The organism is Halanaerobium hydrogeniformans (genome assembly GCF_000166415.1).
GTDB lineage: Bacteria > Bacillota > Halanaerobiia > Halanaerobiales > Halanaerobiaceae > Halanaerobium > Halanaerobium hydrogeniformans.
Window position 1 is genome coordinate 1,758,234 of sequence record NC_014654.1, and the last position, 15,944, is coordinate 1,774,177.

General features: G+C 31.0%; 14 protein-coding genes. 1 reads left to right on the forward strand and 13 read right to left on the reverse strand.

Annotated elements, in window-relative coordinates; all coding sequences use genetic code 11:
- Positions 1-3: 3 nt before the first annotated feature.
- The 11 genes from rsmB to remA all read right to left on the reverse strand — a co-directional run bounded on the left by rsmB (position 4) and on the right by remA (position 10,141).
- Positions 4-1,338 (reverse strand): 16S rRNA (cytosine(967)-C(5))-methyltransferase RsmB, encoded by a 1,335-nt coding sequence (gene rsmB / locus HALSA_RS08015; protein WP_013406079.1) that lies wholly within the window; start codon positions 1,336-1,338, stop codon positions 4-6.
- A 1-nt stretch (position 1,339) separates the two neighbouring features.
- Positions 1,340-2,029, reverse strand: a complete 690-nt coding sequence (locus tag HALSA_RS08020; protein WP_013406080.1) for a zinc metallopeptidase — start codon at positions 2,027-2,029, stop codon at positions 1,340-1,342.
- An 83-nt stretch (positions 2,030-2,112) separates the two neighbouring features.
- Complete coding sequence (fmt, locus tag HALSA_RS08025; protein ID WP_013406081.1) at positions 2,113-3,045, reverse strand: methionyl-tRNA formyltransferase; 933 nt, start codon at positions 3,043-3,045, stop codon at positions 2,113-2,115.
- A gap of 4 nt (positions 3,046-3,049) precedes the next feature.
- Positions 3,050-3,502: a peptide deformylase gene (gene def / locus HALSA_RS08030; RefSeq protein WP_013406082.1), complete on the reverse strand. Its 453-nt coding sequence runs from the start codon at positions 3,500-3,502 to the stop codon at positions 3,050-3,052.
- 23 nt (positions 3,503-3,525) lie between these two features.
- Complete coding sequence (priA, locus tag HALSA_RS08035) at positions 3,526-5,754, reverse strand: replication restart helicase PriA (RefSeq protein WP_013406083.1); 2,229 nt, start codon at positions 5,752-5,754, stop codon at positions 3,526-3,528.
- Between the two features lie 82 nt (positions 5,755-5,836).
- On the reverse strand, positions 5,837-7,021 hold the full coding sequence (gene metK, locus HALSA_RS08040) for a methionine adenosyltransferase (RefSeq protein ID WP_013406084.1): 1,185 nt from the start codon (positions 7,019-7,021) through the stop codon (positions 5,837-5,839).
- A gap of 91 nt (positions 7,022-7,112) precedes the next feature.
- Entirely contained in the window at positions 7,113-7,889 is a 777-nt protein-coding gene (gene lgt / locus HALSA_RS08045; RefSeq protein ID WP_013406085.1) for a prolipoprotein diacylglyceryl transferase, read from the reverse strand.
- A gap of 28 nt (positions 7,890-7,917) precedes the next feature.
- Positions 7,918-9,090 (reverse strand): bifunctional phosphopantothenoylcysteine decarboxylase/phosphopantothenate--cysteine ligase CoaBC, encoded by a 1,173-nt coding sequence (coaBC, locus tag HALSA_RS08050; protein ID WP_013406086.1) that lies wholly within the window; start codon positions 9,088-9,090, stop codon positions 7,918-7,920.
- 12 nt (positions 9,091-9,102) lie between these two features.
- Positions 9,103-9,306: a DNA-directed RNA polymerase subunit omega gene (rpoZ, locus tag HALSA_RS08055; RefSeq protein ID WP_013406087.1), complete on the reverse strand. Its 204-nt coding sequence runs from the start codon at positions 9,304-9,306 to the stop codon at positions 9,103-9,105.
- A complete protein-coding gene (gmk, locus tag HALSA_RS08060; protein WP_013406088.1) occupies positions 9,299-9,877 on the reverse strand; it encodes a guanylate kinase in 579 nt (192 codons plus the stop codon). The genes rpoZ and gmk overlap by 8 nt, the downstream gene beginning before the upstream one ends.
- 18 nt (positions 9,878-9,895) lie before the next feature.
- Positions 9,896-10,141 (reverse strand): extracellular matrix/biofilm regulator RemA, encoded by a 246-nt coding sequence (remA, locus tag HALSA_RS08065; RefSeq protein WP_013406089.1) that lies wholly within the window; start codon positions 10,139-10,141, stop codon positions 9,896-9,898.
- 214 nt (positions 10,142-10,355) lie between these two features.
- Between remA and HALSA_RS08070 the strand changes: the two genes are divergently transcribed.
- Positions 10,356-12,104: an Rqc2 family fibronectin-binding protein gene (locus tag HALSA_RS08070; protein WP_013406090.1), complete on the forward strand. Its 1,749-nt coding sequence runs from the start codon at positions 10,356-10,358 to the stop codon at positions 12,102-12,104.
- Here the strand turns inward: HALSA_RS08070 and HALSA_RS08075 are convergent.
- Both HALSA_RS08075 and fusA read right to left on the reverse strand, forming a co-directional pair.
- Positions 12,101-13,585 (reverse strand): hypothetical protein, encoded by a 1,485-nt coding sequence (locus HALSA_RS08075; RefSeq protein WP_013406091.1) that lies wholly within the window; start codon positions 13,583-13,585, stop codon positions 12,101-12,103. The genes HALSA_RS08070 and HALSA_RS08075 overlap by 4 nt on opposite strands.
- 81 nt (positions 13,586-13,666) lie before the next feature.
- Complete coding sequence (fusA, locus tag HALSA_RS08080) at positions 13,667-15,727, reverse strand: elongation factor G (RefSeq protein WP_013406092.1); 2,061 nt, start codon at positions 15,725-15,727, stop codon at positions 13,667-13,669.
- Positions 15,728-15,944 lie beyond the last annotated feature (217 nt).

A 15,944-nucleotide genomic window follows, 5' to 3' on the forward strand; every position in this document is an offset into this window, starting at 1 on the left:
AATTCACGCTCCGTTTTTTAGCAGTGCATAGAAAAAACCCTCTGAATTTATTAATCCAGGTAATATTTCTACATATCCATTGCTTTTTATTTCTAATCCTGTTATATTTTTTATTTTTTTGTTTAAATCCAATAATTCTAAAGATTTATTTTCTGTTAAAATCCGTTCAATTAAAAGCTGATTTTCTTCTCTTGTAAGTGTACAGGTTGAATATAGCAGCATTCCTTCACTTTTAAGTTTAGAAATATTATTGTTTAAAATTTCATATTGTAATTTAGCCATATTTTTTATATCTTTTTCTTTTTTCTGCCACTTTATTTCGGGTTTTGCAGAAATTAATCCCAGACCGGAACATGGTAAATCAGCTAAAATCCTGTCATATTTTTTTTCGCTTTGATATTCTGCAGCATCTGCTTTTTCTAAACTAACATTTTTTACACCCAGCCTTTGCATATTTTCTTTAATCAAATTTAAGCGAGTTGGATTAATATCTAAAGCTTTTATATGGCCTGTGTTCTCCATCAGCATAGCTAAATGGGTAGTTTTACCCCCGGGTGCTGCTGCTAGATCAAGAACATCCATATCCTCTTTAGGCTCAAGCAGCAAAGAAGCTAAGCCGGCTGAGGTGCCCTGTATATATGCACCACCCTTTTTAAATACTTCTGTATCAACAGGATTATTTGCATTTAAAAGATTATAAAAACCCGGGACAAAAGTCTCTTTAAAATCCAGTCCTTCTCTTTTAAGACTCCTTAAAAACTCCTGTTTGGACATCTTTAAAGAATTATGGCGATAAATTACCTCTGCTCTTTTATTACCTGCCTTAATAATTTTTTCGGCTTTTTCTATTCCATATTGATCAATAAACCTTTTGATCATCCATTCTGGATAAGAATATTTGATTGAAAAATGTTTGAGAGGTGATTTTTCCCTGGGGATTATTGAAACTTGATCTATTTTTCTATTTACATTTCTTAAAATTCCATTTACAAAAGCTGCCGCTCCTTTATTTTTCAGCATTAATTTTACTGCTTCTACACTTTCATAAATAGCAGCTCTAGCAGGTATTTTATCAAGAAAAAGGAGCTGATAGATCCCAATTCTCAGCCCCAGCAGTACTTCTTTATCCATCTTTTCTAGACTTTTATTAGAAAAATGTTTGATTATATGATCTAAATATAATTTATTTCTAATCACACCATAAAATATTTCAGTAAATAAGTTTTTATCACGCTGATCAGTTATTTCTTGTAAAAAAGAATCCAGTAAAAGCGTAGAATAGCTTCCTTTTTCAACTCTGGCAAGGGCTTCGATTATTTTAGTTCTTAAATTTGTCATCTTAATCTCTACCCAAACCAAAAAGCAATAAAATTCTTAACAAGTTGGCTAATGCGACCAGAGTTGCAGCTACATAGGTAAAGGCTGCTGCTCTCAGTACTTTTTTAGCTCCTTTAATCTCTTCTGAACTCAAATAGCTGTTCGTCTGCAGCTGAGCAATAGCTCTATTACTGGCATTAAACTCAACTGGTAGTGTAACTAAATGAAACAGAAATGCAGCTGAAAAAAGTACAAATCCGGTTAAAATTAAAAAATCTGCTCTGATAAAAAAACCAAAAATAGCCATTGGTAGTCCCAAACTGGAACCTAAATTAGCTGCTGGAACCAAAGAAGCTCTCATTGCCAGTGGCTTGTATGATTCGGCATCCTGCAGAGCATGTCCTGCTTCATGAGCGGCAACTCCGATAGCCGCTATGGAGCTACTGGAATAAACGTCCTGAGATAAATTCAAAACTCTATTTTTAGGATCATAGTGATCAGTTAAGTTCCCACTTGTTTTTTTAATATTTACCCCAGTAATATTTTTATTCTGCATTATCTTTCTGGCAGCTTCTGCGCCAGTTAAACCGGAATCACTATAAATTTCACTATATTGATTAAAAGTGCTTTTAACTTTATATTGAGCATAAACTGCAATCAAAAGCGCAGGTATTATGATTATCATTGTTGGATCAAAGAAAAATGGATACATCTATAAGTCCCTCCTTAATATCTTATATTATTTTATCAGATATTATTATTAAATTTAAATATATTTTCTATTTTAAAATTAAATTAGCGAAATTTTTGACCGGGCTCTAAATCATATCCATTTAAAAAGTCAGATACTGATAGTTTTTTGGCACCAGCTGGCTGTAGCTTTTTAATAGCTATAACTCCCTCACCAGACTGGACTAAAATTTTATTATTATCAGCCTTTAAAATAAGTCCTGCTTCTTTATCACTTTGCTGATCAGATATTTCCACCTGCCAGATTTTAATTCTATCCCCTTTAAGATGGGTATATGCACCTGGCCAGGGATTTACTCCTCTAACTAAGTTATAGATATCTTCTGCACTATTACTCCAATCAATTTCCCCTAGTGATTTATCAATTTTATAGGCAAAAGTTGCTTTATCTTCATCCTGGCTAATCCTGGGAGCCGTTCCTTTTTTAATATCTTTTAATGTTTTTATAAGAAGCTCAGATCCCTCTTCTGCCAGACGATCATGAAGATCACCAACCGTATCATCACGCTTAATTTTAATTTCCTGTTGATAAATTATATCTCCATCATCCCAACCAGGCCCCATGTACATTGTTGTATTACCGGTAATTTTTCGACCATCGATAATAGCCCGATGAATAGGGCTAGAACCTCTGTATTCTGGTAATAAAGAAGCATGGAGGTTAATACAGCCTTCTTTGGGTAAATCTAACAGCTCTTCACTTAGTTTTTGACCAAAAGCTACTACAACAACAAAATCTACCTGAAATGCCCTTAATTTATCTAAAAAAGCTTCTTTGTTAACATTATCACTTTGAAGAACAGGTAGTTCTAGGTCCAAAGCGGTTTTTTTAACAGCAGAAAATTGAACTTTCTGCCCTCTTCCTCTTTCTCTATCTGGTTGAGTAACAACTGCAGCAATTTCTATCTCCGGATCTGATGCTATTCGTCTTAGTGACGGAACCGCAAAATCGGGTGTACCCATAAAAATAATTTTCATATAATCACTCCACTAATTCTACCATTTTATCTATAAATAAAACACCATCTAAATGATCTATTTCATGCTGAATTGCTCTAGCTTCAAATCCTTCAGCAATAATTTCTATTTCTTCTCCATCTCTATTTAAAGAACTTACCTTAATTTCTTTTGAGCGAATAACTTCACCGGTTCTACCAGGTATGCTCAAGCATCCTTCTTCCATTATCATCTTTCCATTTTCTTCAATTATTTCAGGATTAATTAAAACAATCTTATTTCCTTCTCCAATATCTATCACTGCAATTCTTTTTAAAATACCTACTTGAGGTGCAGCTAATCCTACTCCCTCTTCAGCATACATTGTTTCAAACATATTATCTATTAATTGAATGGTTTTCGGTGTAATTTTATCAACCTTTTTGGCTTTACTCCTTAAAACTGGATCACCAATCTCTCTAAGCTTTAATACAGCCATAAATATCTACCTCCTAAATTATATTATAACATTTTATATGGATCCACATCAATACGTATCTCTAAGTTAAACCCAGCATTTTCTATAAACTTTTTTTCTAAAAGCTGAATAATATATTCTCTATTGCGAAAAGAGTTGAATTTTAATATTATCTGCCAGCGGAATTTATTTCTAATCTTTTTTATAGCAGCCGGAGCTGCTCCCATTTTGTCTTGATAATATATTTCCCAATTATCAAGAAAATCACTTATTTTTATAGCTTTATCAGCAACAGATTTTTCCTCTGCACCCTGAATTATAATATTCAGTAGTCGACAAAAGGGTGGATATTTTCTTTGATTTCTTAATTCAAGTTCTTTTTTATAAAAATTATCATAATTGCTGTCTGCTGCATTACTAATACTAAAATGTTCCGGGTTAAAACTCTGAATAATAAATTCACTTTCTTTTTCTTTTAGCAGTAATGATTTTAATTCGCTTAAAAGTTGAAAAGTATTTTCTGCTGCTCTAAAATCAGAACTATTTAAAGCTGTATCGGCAGAAATAACCCCCAGTAAATTTAAATTATCGTAATAATCATGTTTAATGATCAGCTGTGTACCAACCAGTATATCAATTTTATCATTTTTAAAATCTTTAAATATTTTTTCAGTATTATCTTTTAAATCACTATCTATTCTTTTTATAACAGCATTTTGGTAAATTTCTTTTAACTGTTTTACAATATTTTCGGTTCCAATTCCTGCTGGTGAAACAAAAGAACTCCCGCATTCAGGACAGTTATCAGGTATATATTTCTGGCTTCCACAATAATGACAGGATAATTTGTGATCAGCTTTATGATAATGAAGTGAAATATCACAATTATCACATTTGATAACATTTCCGCATTTTTTACATATTACATAATTTCCATAGCCACGTCTGTTTAAAAATAACAATGTTTTTTGCTTATTTTCTAAATTATTTAGGATTTTATCTTTAAGCTCACGACTTAAATCACTCAAATTGCCAGCTTCTACCTCTTTTTTGAGATCAACTAACTGAGTTTTTATTTGCCGATCATTTTCTTTAGCAAGCTTTAATGATTTGTATTTCTTTTGCTCGGCAAAATATTTGCTTTCTATCGAAGGAAAAGCAGCTTCTAATACCAAAACTGCTCCATTTTCTTTTTGTCTTCTTACAGCAACCTGCCTTGCATGATAAAGAGGATGTTCCTGTTGTTTATAACTGTGATTATTTTCTTCTAGAATTATAATCAACTTCAAATTATTAAAAGGAGCAAAAATTGCAGATCTTGCCCCAACTACAATAGAGACCTCTGATCTTTGAATTCTCCTCCAGGCATCAAAACGTTCTCCCTGACTGAGTTGGCTGTGGAGAAGAGCAATTTTGTCCTGATAGTAATTTTTAAGCTTTTTTATTAAAACTAAATCTTTTTCTATTTCTGGGACTAAAATTATAACATCATTTGCTTCTGCAATTGTTTTATCTATTAATTTTCTTAAAAATATAAATTTACGTTTTTGAAAACTGCTTTCTAATAAAAATTTATCTGCTTTTGAATTAACAATCGAAGTGAAAATATTTTCTATTAATTTATGATCTTCTGCAATTAATTTACTAGTGTTCTCCTCTACTGGATATTTAGCTTGATTTATTTCTGGTATTCTATCTATATAATCATCATATAACTCCAGTAAATCTTTTTCTATTAAACGATATACAGTTTGCTTTGAAGTTTTTGCATGTTCTGCTGCTTTTTTTAAAGTAATAATTTTATCTTTATTTGCTAAAAGATAGGAATAAATCTGGTATTGTTTGGGTGCTCTTTTATCAAGCTTATCTAAAATTTTCTGATGATCATTTATTTCTGCTTTTAGTTTAATATATTTAAGCTTTTTTCTGCCAACCTTTTTTTCTGTAATTCCAGGCGGTAGAGCAGCTTTTATAACCTGAATCAAATAGGAATGATAATAAGCAGCTATCCATCTAAATAAGCTTAACATTTTTTTATCAAAAAATGGCTTAGAATAAATTAAGTCATTAACTTTTTTGATTTTCGAATGAGCTATTTCTGCTTCAGCATCAACCTCTGTCACAAAAGCAGCAACTTTACGATTAGAAAAAGGAACTTTTATTAAATGACCCACCTCAAGTATGTTTTCTAATTCTGCTGGAATTAAATAATCAAATTCTTTATTCAATTTTCTTACCGGTAAATCTACTATAGCTTTTACTATTTTCCCCATTATTAATCCCTTTCCAAGTTAGAAGCAAAATATTAAAACCGAAGGTAATAAAACCTCCGGTATAGTTTATTCTTTTATCTAATTATTCTAAACCTGCTTTTTTTCTTAAACTTTTAACCCGGTCGGTTTTTTCCCAACTTAAATCAAGATCATGTCTACCAAAATGTCCATAGGCAGCAACCTGTTTATAGATAGGACTACGTAAATTTAAGGTTTTTATAATTTGAGCAGGTCTTAAATCAAATTCTTGATCTACAATTTCAGTTAATCTTTCATCTTCAATTATTCCTGTGCCAAAAGTATCAACCATCAATGAAAGTGGTTCTGCAACTCCAATTGCATAAGAAATCTGCACTTCACACTTTTTGGCTAGTTTGGCAGCTACAACATTTTTAGCAATATAACGAGCTGCATATGATGCTGACCGGTCAACTTTGGTCGGATCTTTACCAGAAAATGCACCACCACCATGGCGGGAGGTGCCGCCATATGTATCTACAATAATTTTTCTACCTGTTAAACCTGAATCTCCATTTGGACCACCTATAACAAATCTTCCGGTTGGATTTATTAAAAATTTACTTTGTTCTTTTAATAAGTCAGCTGGAATTATTGCTTTAATTACATGCTCAATGATATCTTTTCTGATTTTTTTCTGGCTAATATCTGGATGATGTTGAGAAGAAACTACAACTTTATCAACATAGAGGGGGGTATTTCCCTCATAAGCTACAGTAACCTGGGTCTTACCATCAGGTCTCAAATAATCTAAGCTACCATCTTTTCTTACTTCAGCCAATCTTCTGGCTAATTTGTGAGCAAGCATAATTGGTAAAGGCATCAATTCCTCTGTCTCATCAGAAGCATAACCAAACATTAAGCCTTGATCTCCAGCTCCTAGCTCTGATTGGGACTTGCCCTCTTTTTCTTCTAAAGAATGGTCTACTCCTAATGCAATATCTCCAGATTGCTCATCAATAGCAGTTAAAACTGCACATGTTTCACCATCAAACCCATATTTAGCCCTTGTATAACCAATATCATTTACTGTTTTTCGAGCAATTTTAGTTAAATCTACATAACATGATGTAGTAATTTCTCCCGAAATTAAAATCAAGCCAGTAGTTACAAAAGTTTCACAGGCTACTCTTGCATCAGGATCTTTAGCTAAGATCGCATCTAAAACGGCATCAGAGATTTGATCAGCTAACTTATCAGGGTGTCCTTCAGTTACTGATTCAGAAGTAAATAAATATTTTTTTGTCATATTATCACCTTTCATATAGCTTAACAAAAAGTTTATTAATAAACTGAGTTTAGCATATTATATTATTAGTATTAATTTAAAAAATTAAAACTTAAGTTTCCTTTTTCTTATTTAATATAAATAAGAATATTGCAATAAGGGCTAAAATAGCACTTATTATTTTTGCTATTTCTAGACCTGCATACATCAAACTATCAGTTCGCAGATCTTCTATGACAAATCTAAACACTGAATAAAAAAACAAATAGAAAGCAAAAGTATTACCGGTAGTTTTTTGCTTTTTTCTTAAATAAAAATATAAAAATATAAAAATGAAAAAGTTAGCAGCTGACTCATAAAGAAAAGTCGGTTCTCTAAATTCTCCATGGATATACATCTGCTCTCTGATAAAATCAGGAAAAAATCTAAAATAATCTACACTTACAATTCTACCATAAGCCTCCTGATTAAAAAAATTACCCCAACGCCCAATGCTCTGAGCAAGTACCAGGGGAGGACTAATATAATCAAGTATTTTCAAAAGAGATATGTCTCTTTTCTGGCTCATAAAAAACAATAGTAAAAAAGCAAATAACAGAGCTCCATGGATCGCCAGTCCACCCTCATGTAAGGCAATAATTCTAATTGGATCAGCTAAATAATAATCCAGATTAAAAATTACATAATAAAGTCTTCCACCAACAATAGCTAAAGGAAAAGCAAATAACAGAAAATCTATAAAAAATTCGAATTCTAGTTCAGTTTCTCTCTTTAGTAAATGATTCAAAATAATGAGGGCAATTAAAATTGCAGAAATAATTATAACCCCATACCACCTGATTTGAAAAGAAAAAATCTTAATCATAACTGGGTCAATAATTTTTATCACCTTTATCCTTATTCATCTGCTTTTTTATTTAAATCAAATAATCAAAAATTTTATGTGCTAGCTCTTCCTTGCGCTCTAAGGGCATTGTTTGACTACTATTTTTACTTAAAATAGTAATTTTATTTTTATCACTACCAAAGGCAATATTTTTATCACTTATATCATTAGCAATAATATAATCTGCTTTTTTTGAATCAAGTTTTTTTCTGGCATTTTTGATAAGATTTTCGCTTTCAGCTGCAAAACCAACTAATAACTGATCTTTTCTTTTTATTTCACCTAATTTTTTAAGTATATCCGTGGTTCTTTTTAATTTTAAGCTGAAATCAGCATCTCCTTTTTTTATCTTTTCTTTACTGTAATTTTCAGGAGTATAATCAGCTACAGCAGCTGCCATTATAGTAATATCAGCATTTTTAAATTCTTTTAATATTTCTTTTTCCATTTCTGAAGCTTTTTCTACTTCGATCTTCTTAACTCCTAATGGGGTTTTAAGTTGGGTTGGTCCGGAAATCAAAACAACTTCTGCCCCTCTGTATGATGCAGCTTTAGCTAGAGCATAACCCATTTTTCCACTGGAATAATTACTTAAAAATCTGACCGGATCAATTGTTTCTCTGGTTGGACCAGCAGATATTAAAACCTTTTTATCTTTTAAATCTTTTTTCATTAATTCTTTTTCAACATGTTCAACCAAAACTTCTGGTTCTGGCAGCCTTCCTTTTCCAGTATAACCACAGGCTAAATATCCTTCACCCGGTGTTATTATTTTAAAACCCAGTTCTTCTAAAGTTTCTAAGTTTTTTTGTACGACTTTATTTTCAAACATATGCACATTCATCGATGGAGCAAGCAAAATTGGTGCCTGTCTGGCCAGTATTACCGTAGTTAAAAGGTCATCAGCAATTCCAGCAGCCGCTTTAGCAAGAAAATTAGCAGTTGCAGGAGCAACCAAAAAAAGCTCACTTTTATCAGCAAGCTCAATGTGTTTTACTTCATTACTGCTCCAGCTGCTGAATAACTCGGTTTCTACGTCTAGATGAGTTATTGAGTGAAAGGCTAAAGGACTTACAAATTTAGTGGCAGATTCTGTCATTACTGTATAAACATTATAGTCCAATTTTGTTAATTTGCTTGCAACAGATAACATTTTATAAGCAGCAATGCCACCAGTTACACCAATTGTAATATTTGCAGACATAAGAAATCTCCTTTATTTATCTTTTTTAAGATAAGAAATCTTATCTTTTTCTATTTCTTCAAGACTTTTTGAAACTACTTTTTTGCTGCGATACTCATCAAGCAGCTCATAGCCTCCATCATTTAAATGTCTGGCTCTTTTAGAAGCTAAAATTATTACCGTGTATAAACTGTCAGCTTTATCAACTAGTTGTTCTGCAGATGGTTCATTAATCATCTTGATCTCTCCTTTTTTGTTCTGCGATAATTATTTTTTTAATTTCACTAACTGCTTTAGATAAGCTGTCATTAATTACTTCATAATCATAATTATGAACTTCTTTTAACTCTTTACGAGCATTTTCTAAGCGTATATTTTTAGCTTTATTGTTTTCAGAACCTCTTTTGTCCAGGCGATGTTCTAGTTCTTCTAAAGATGGGGGAAGCAGAAAAATATAGACAGCATCAGGATATTTTTCTCTTACTTGTTTTGCTCCCTGTGTATCAATTTCTAATATAATATCTTCACCTTCAGATAATTTTTTATCTACAAATTTTTTAGGGGTTCCATAATAATGGCCGTGAACTAATGCACTTTCTATAAAACCATTATCTGCAGAAATTTCTTTGAATTTATCTTCAGATATAAAAAAATAATCTTCTCCTTCAATTTCCCCATTCCTAGCTTCCCGGGTGGTGGCAGAAACTGAATAAGAAACACCATCAAATTCTTTAAAAAGTTCATCTAAAACTGTATTTTTTCCCACACCAGATGGCCCGGATAATACAAATAAAATCCCTTTATTCATCTATATACCTCCAATAATTTATTTAGCATCTTCTAGACGGTGGGCAACAGTTTCAGGCTGGATTGCAGATAATACAACATGATCACTATCTGTTATTATAACTGCTCTTGTGCGGCGTCCATATGTAGCATCAATTAACATACCTCTTTCTCTTGCTTCCTGAATAATTCTTTTAATCGGAGCTGATTCAGGACTTACAACTGCAATAACTCTATTAGCAGCAATAATATTTCCAAACCCAATATTGATTAAATTTATATCCATAGTTATTATCCTCCTGCTATATTAGTTTATAATAGATTAGCTACGCTATCCTTATCTTTATTAATGATATCATAGCTTTTATAATTTGACAAGGGGTTAAAGTTGAAGAAGTATTTGTTACTTCGAATTGACTAGAGCTTTTCTTTCTTTTATACTTAAAGAAGTAATAATATGCTTTACAGCCATTGAAAAATATAAAGAGGGAGTGATGAAAATGGCTTTTGATGGAATTATGTTATCTGCATTAAAAGATAATTTAAAAGAAAATATTCTTGGAGCTAGAATAGAAAAAAGTTATCAAATAGAAAAAAAGTTGATTATAATTAATCTGAGACATAACAATAAAAATTTAAAACTTCTGATTTCTACTGATCCCCAGGGAGCAAGAATTAATTTAAGCCGACTAGATTTTGACTATCCGTCTTATCCACCTGATTTTTGTATGCTTTTAAGGAAATATTTAAAAAATTCTTATATCCAAAATATCACCCAAAAAGATTTTGAAAGAGTTATCCAAATCGAAATAGAAAAACGAGGAAAAAAATATACTCTTATTGCAGAATTGATGGGTAAATACAGTAATGTAATCTTATTAGATGATAATGATATTGTTTTAGATGCCATGAAAAGAATCACTGAAGAACAAAATAAAGAAAGACAACTATATCCAGGCCAAAAATATCAGGACCCACCAGGCCAGGATAAAAGCAACCCCTTAGATATTAGAACACCTGAAGAATTTTTAACTGTAATCGATGAAAAATTTGAACAGGCAGCATACAGAGCAGTAATGTTTAATTTTAGAGGTATAGGACCTTATTCAGCCAGAGAAATAGTTTACAGAGCTAATATAGATCCTTCTCAAAATTATGATAAACTGGATAATTCTCAAAAAATAGAATTAGCTAAGTCATTTATTGAATTATTTAAAATTATAAAAAAGAATAATTATAAAGCTGTAATTGCTTTAAAAGATGAAGAAGTAGATTATATTTCTGCCTTTCCTTTAAAGCACAGAAATCCTGATAAAATAATGGATTTTGAAAATACTAATAAAATGATGGATTATTATTATAGCAATTTTTTAAAAGATAAAGAACTAAAGAAATCTATTAATAATTTAAGAAAAGTGGTTCAAAATTATTTAAATAAGAATTTAAAAAAACAAAAAAAGCTAAAAAAACAACTTGAAGAAAGTAAAAGTGCAGATAAATATAAGAAAAAAGGTGAATTAATTAAGTCAAACATTTATCAACTTGAAAAAGGTCAAAAAGAAGCTGTCTTAACTGATTATTATAGTGAAAATCAAAGTGATATTAAAATCAAACTTGATCCAGCTTTGACACCTGCAGAAAATGCACAAAAATATTTTAAAAAATACAATAAGTTACAAAAAAGCGTAAAACACCTTAAAAGAGAAATCGCAAAATTAAGACATGAAGAAAAATATTTAAATCAAGTTATGTTAAATATTGAGCAGGCAGAAACCCTTGAAGATATTGAAGAAATTAGAGAAGAACTGAAAGAGGAAAATTATATAAAAAAACAAAAACAAAAAAACAAAAATAAAGGTGGCAAAAAATTGCCACCCCGTAAATTTGTTTCTAGTAATGGATATCAAATTTTAATTGGCAGAAATAATAAACAAAATGACAAACTAACTAAAAAAATAGCAAATAAAGGTGATATCTGGCTTCATACAAAAACAATTGCTGGTTCTCATGTAATAATTAAAAGAGATACTTCTAAAGAAATACCTGATACTACTTTAAATGAGGCAGCATCTTTAGCAGCATATTTTAGTAAAGCAAGAAATTCTAAAAATGTTCCGATCGATTATACAGAAGTAGAAAATGTTAATAAACCAAAAGGAGCAAGACCAGGGTTGGTTTATTACGAGAAATATCAAACAATTTACATTGACCCTGATCCAGAACTAATTAAAAAACTAGCTAAAGATTAGTGTTTATCTTTAATTGCCATGATTGATTTTATAATGAAAATAAAAGCAGTGATTATAAGAAAAATTTCTGCTATTCTTTCTGGATTGCTCTGATAATAACTGCTGCTGCTTTGCAGCAGCACTTCTAATTCAATAACTCCCTTATCAGAAATTGTTTTTATTTTTGATTTAGCATCAGGTGTTATATAACCATTATATCCTTCTCTACTTGTTTTAAGCACAGAAACCCGATTTTCTGCTGCTCTTAAAACAGCTGCTCCCCAGCTATAATTTTTAAAAACTTTAAAATCTATATTTCTCTCATCACTGGAATGAACTATTAAATTGAGGTCAAGATTTTGACCATTAAAATTCAATGGATTATATATCTCATTTGAAATCAGATTTAAATACTTCAGATTATTCAGCTCGATTATTTCATTATCCTTTACTCTAAAAACTTCGGTGGTATCTATATTAAGAAAGTTATTTAAAATTGAAGTTATTTCTTCTCTTAAAAAGAAGTTGGTTAAAAATAAACTATTGCTAATTTTATCATAACGATTAATAATTTCTAAATTATCATCAAGTAAAAAAAGCGAATCTTTGAGCTCAGAATCAATATTTGATCGTGTAGCTGCTTTAGATCCTAGCTGCAAAAATTTTGATTCAAGTTCAGATTCTATTTGCGAAAAGAACTTCTCCCTGTAGTAATTATTTCGCAATAGGTCAAAACTTAATCCGTTTTGAGGTGTAAATAAATATTGATTATTACTTTCCGCGATCATTTCTGCTAAAAGGGCGGTGTTTTCTTCTACTTCTTCAAAAATAATATCATTGCTTATTTGACTTAGATTGATAATATCAATTTTTTCCGTTGTACTATTTTCTGTTGAATTTAATCTAAATGGAAGAATAAAAAATATCAACACTAAAATAACAACCAAAGGTACAGTTCTTTTAATTGAAGGTTTATAATAAATTTTTACTAAATAACCTGCAATTAAAACTGTTAAAAAAGAAATTAAGAAAATCCCACCTAAAGAAGCATAATTTATCAGGGTACTGAAAGAAGTTTGACTGTATGCTAAATAATTAAAAGGATTAATGTTAAGATAGCTAAAACGCAAGTATTCTAAACTGGCCCAGGTAAATGCAGCTATAAAAGGGCTAAATGAATTTTTCGGTTGCAAAAATTTATTTAAAATAACCCAGATTGCTAATCCTAAAGAAGAAATTAAAATATATAAAAATAGAATTAAGAATATAAAAACAAATGGCATCTCAAGCAATTCTGAAAGCGGATAATAAAGCCAGAAGAAGCTTAAAAAGCTGCTAATAATTGCAATTAACCAGGCAATTACAAAAGAATGTCTGTAATCCTTTTCTCTAGTTAAATATATTAAAGGTATAAAAGCTAAATAACTCAGAAAAAATAACTGAGGTATGTAAATAGGTGCTGTAAATAATAAAGCTGTAACTAAAATTAATAATAATTCCATATGAATTCCTCCAGAATTTATTATATATCATAAAAGAAAAAAAGGCCAGCGCTGCTGGCCTTTTGTCTGTAAGTTATTATTTTAAGCACTTTGTGAATTTCTTTCTTCTATCACTTTTTCACTGATTTCGCTTGGTACTTTATCATAATGAGAAAACTTCATATCAAATGATCCATAACCACCAGTCAGTGATTTTAGATCAACTGCATAATTAAACATTTCTGATTGAGGGACTTTCGCTTTAATAATTTGTTTTCCATTTGTAGGATCCATTCCCTGAATTCTTCCCCGTCTTGAATTGAAATCTCCCATTATATCACCCATAAAATCTTGAGGTACTGTTACCTCTACATTCATTATCGGCTCTAAAAGAACAGATTTCGCCTGGGCCAAACCTTTTCTAAATGCTTTAGAAGCAGCAATTTTAAAAGCCATTTCTGAAGAGTCAACATCATGATAAGAACCATCATATAAAACAACTTTAAAATCAACAACCGGGTAACCAGCCAAAGTTCCTTCTTTTTTTGCCTCAACTATTCCCTTCTCTACTGCAGGAATATATTGACCTGGTATTGCCCCACCAAAAATTTCTTCTTCAAATTCAAAACCTCTTCCACGAGGAAGGGGCTTCATTTTCATTAAAACATGACCATATTGGCCTCTTCCACCAGACTGTTTTTTATATTTTTCTTCAACATCAACCGTTTTTTGGATAGTTTCTCTATATGCAACCTTAGGTTCGGTGGTGGTAAAATCAACATCATATTTGCGTTTGCATTCATCTTTAATCATTATAAAATGAATTGTTCCCATTCCTGTTAAGAGAAGTTCTTTAGTGTTTTTATTGTATTCAACATTAAAGGTTGGATCTGAGTCACTGTATCTTTGCAGAACAGAAGCCATTTTTTCTTCATCAACACCATCAGCAGGATGAGCTGCTCTTGTATACATTGGTTTTGGAAATTCTAATTCCTTGTAATAAACATCCATTTCAGGATCTCTCATAGTGTAAGATGTTTCTAAAACATCTATTTTTGCTACTGCTCCAAATTCTCCAGCACTTAAATCATCAACATTTTTTTGTTCTGAACCATTTAATTTATAAAGTTTACTCATCTTTATTTCTTCTTCAATATTGGGAACATAAACTCTGTCATCACGTTGTAATTTACCTGAAAAGACCCTAAAAATTGAAAGTTTACCGATATAAGGATCAACCATTGTTTTACAGATTTGAGCACTGAACTTGTCTTCAGTTGTGGTTTCTGGTGCTGAACCTGATTTTACAAGATTATTAATATGTGATTCAGCAGCTGAAGGAAGAATTTTACTTAAATCATCTAAAAACTTTGCAACCCCACAATTATTAACTGCAGAACCAGTAAAAACTGGTACCAGTTCTTCACCTGCAATTTCTTCTTCAAAGGCTTTAGTTAGCTCTTTGTTGGTGATTTTTTCATCATCAAGGTATTTTATCATCAGTTCTTCATTAAGTTCCACAATAGATTCAATTAATTCAACTTCAAATTCTTCTACCCTATCTTTTTCTGATTCTGGAATATCATAAGGATGATCAATGCCATCTTCCATTTTAAACATTTTTTCATCCAACAGATCTATAATACCTACAAGTTCACCATTTTCATAGTAGGGAATTGTTACTACTGCAAAATTATCGTCATATGTACTTCTTAATTCTGCAAGCACTTTATCAAAATCAGCTTCTTCTTTATCAATTTTATTTACAAATACTGCCTTTGCTAAATCGTTTTTATCAGCCAATTCCCATACATAACCTGTATTAACTTCTATACCAGAAGCAGCATCAATAAGCAGCACTGCACTTTCTACCATTTTTAATGCACTAACTACCTCACTTCTAAAATCTGCGTATCCAGGAGTATCAATGAAATGAAAAAGTTTATTATGCCATTCAAAATTAAAATAACTATTATGCACAGAGTGTTTATGATCTTTTTCTACAGCACTAAAATCAGATTGCGAATTTCCTTTATCAACACTTCCCGGCTGCTCGATTACACCTGCATTATAAAGCAGCATCTCAGTTAGTGTTGATTTACCCGCACCTCCATGTGATATAAAGCAGAAATTTCTAATGTCTTTACTTTGAATTTTACTCAATTTTTCCACCAACCTTCCCTAATTAGTTTTAATATTTTGTTAATTTTGTATTTAATAAGAATATGCTTGAATTCAAAATAATATTTTTCAAGCTATATTTTAAATTAAAAGCCATATTAGTACTTCTACGATAGTTGTTTAAATTCCTTTAATTTTTTGAATATTTATTATAAAAAAATAGCAGACAATAAAAAAAGAGATGATCAGACTGCAGCCA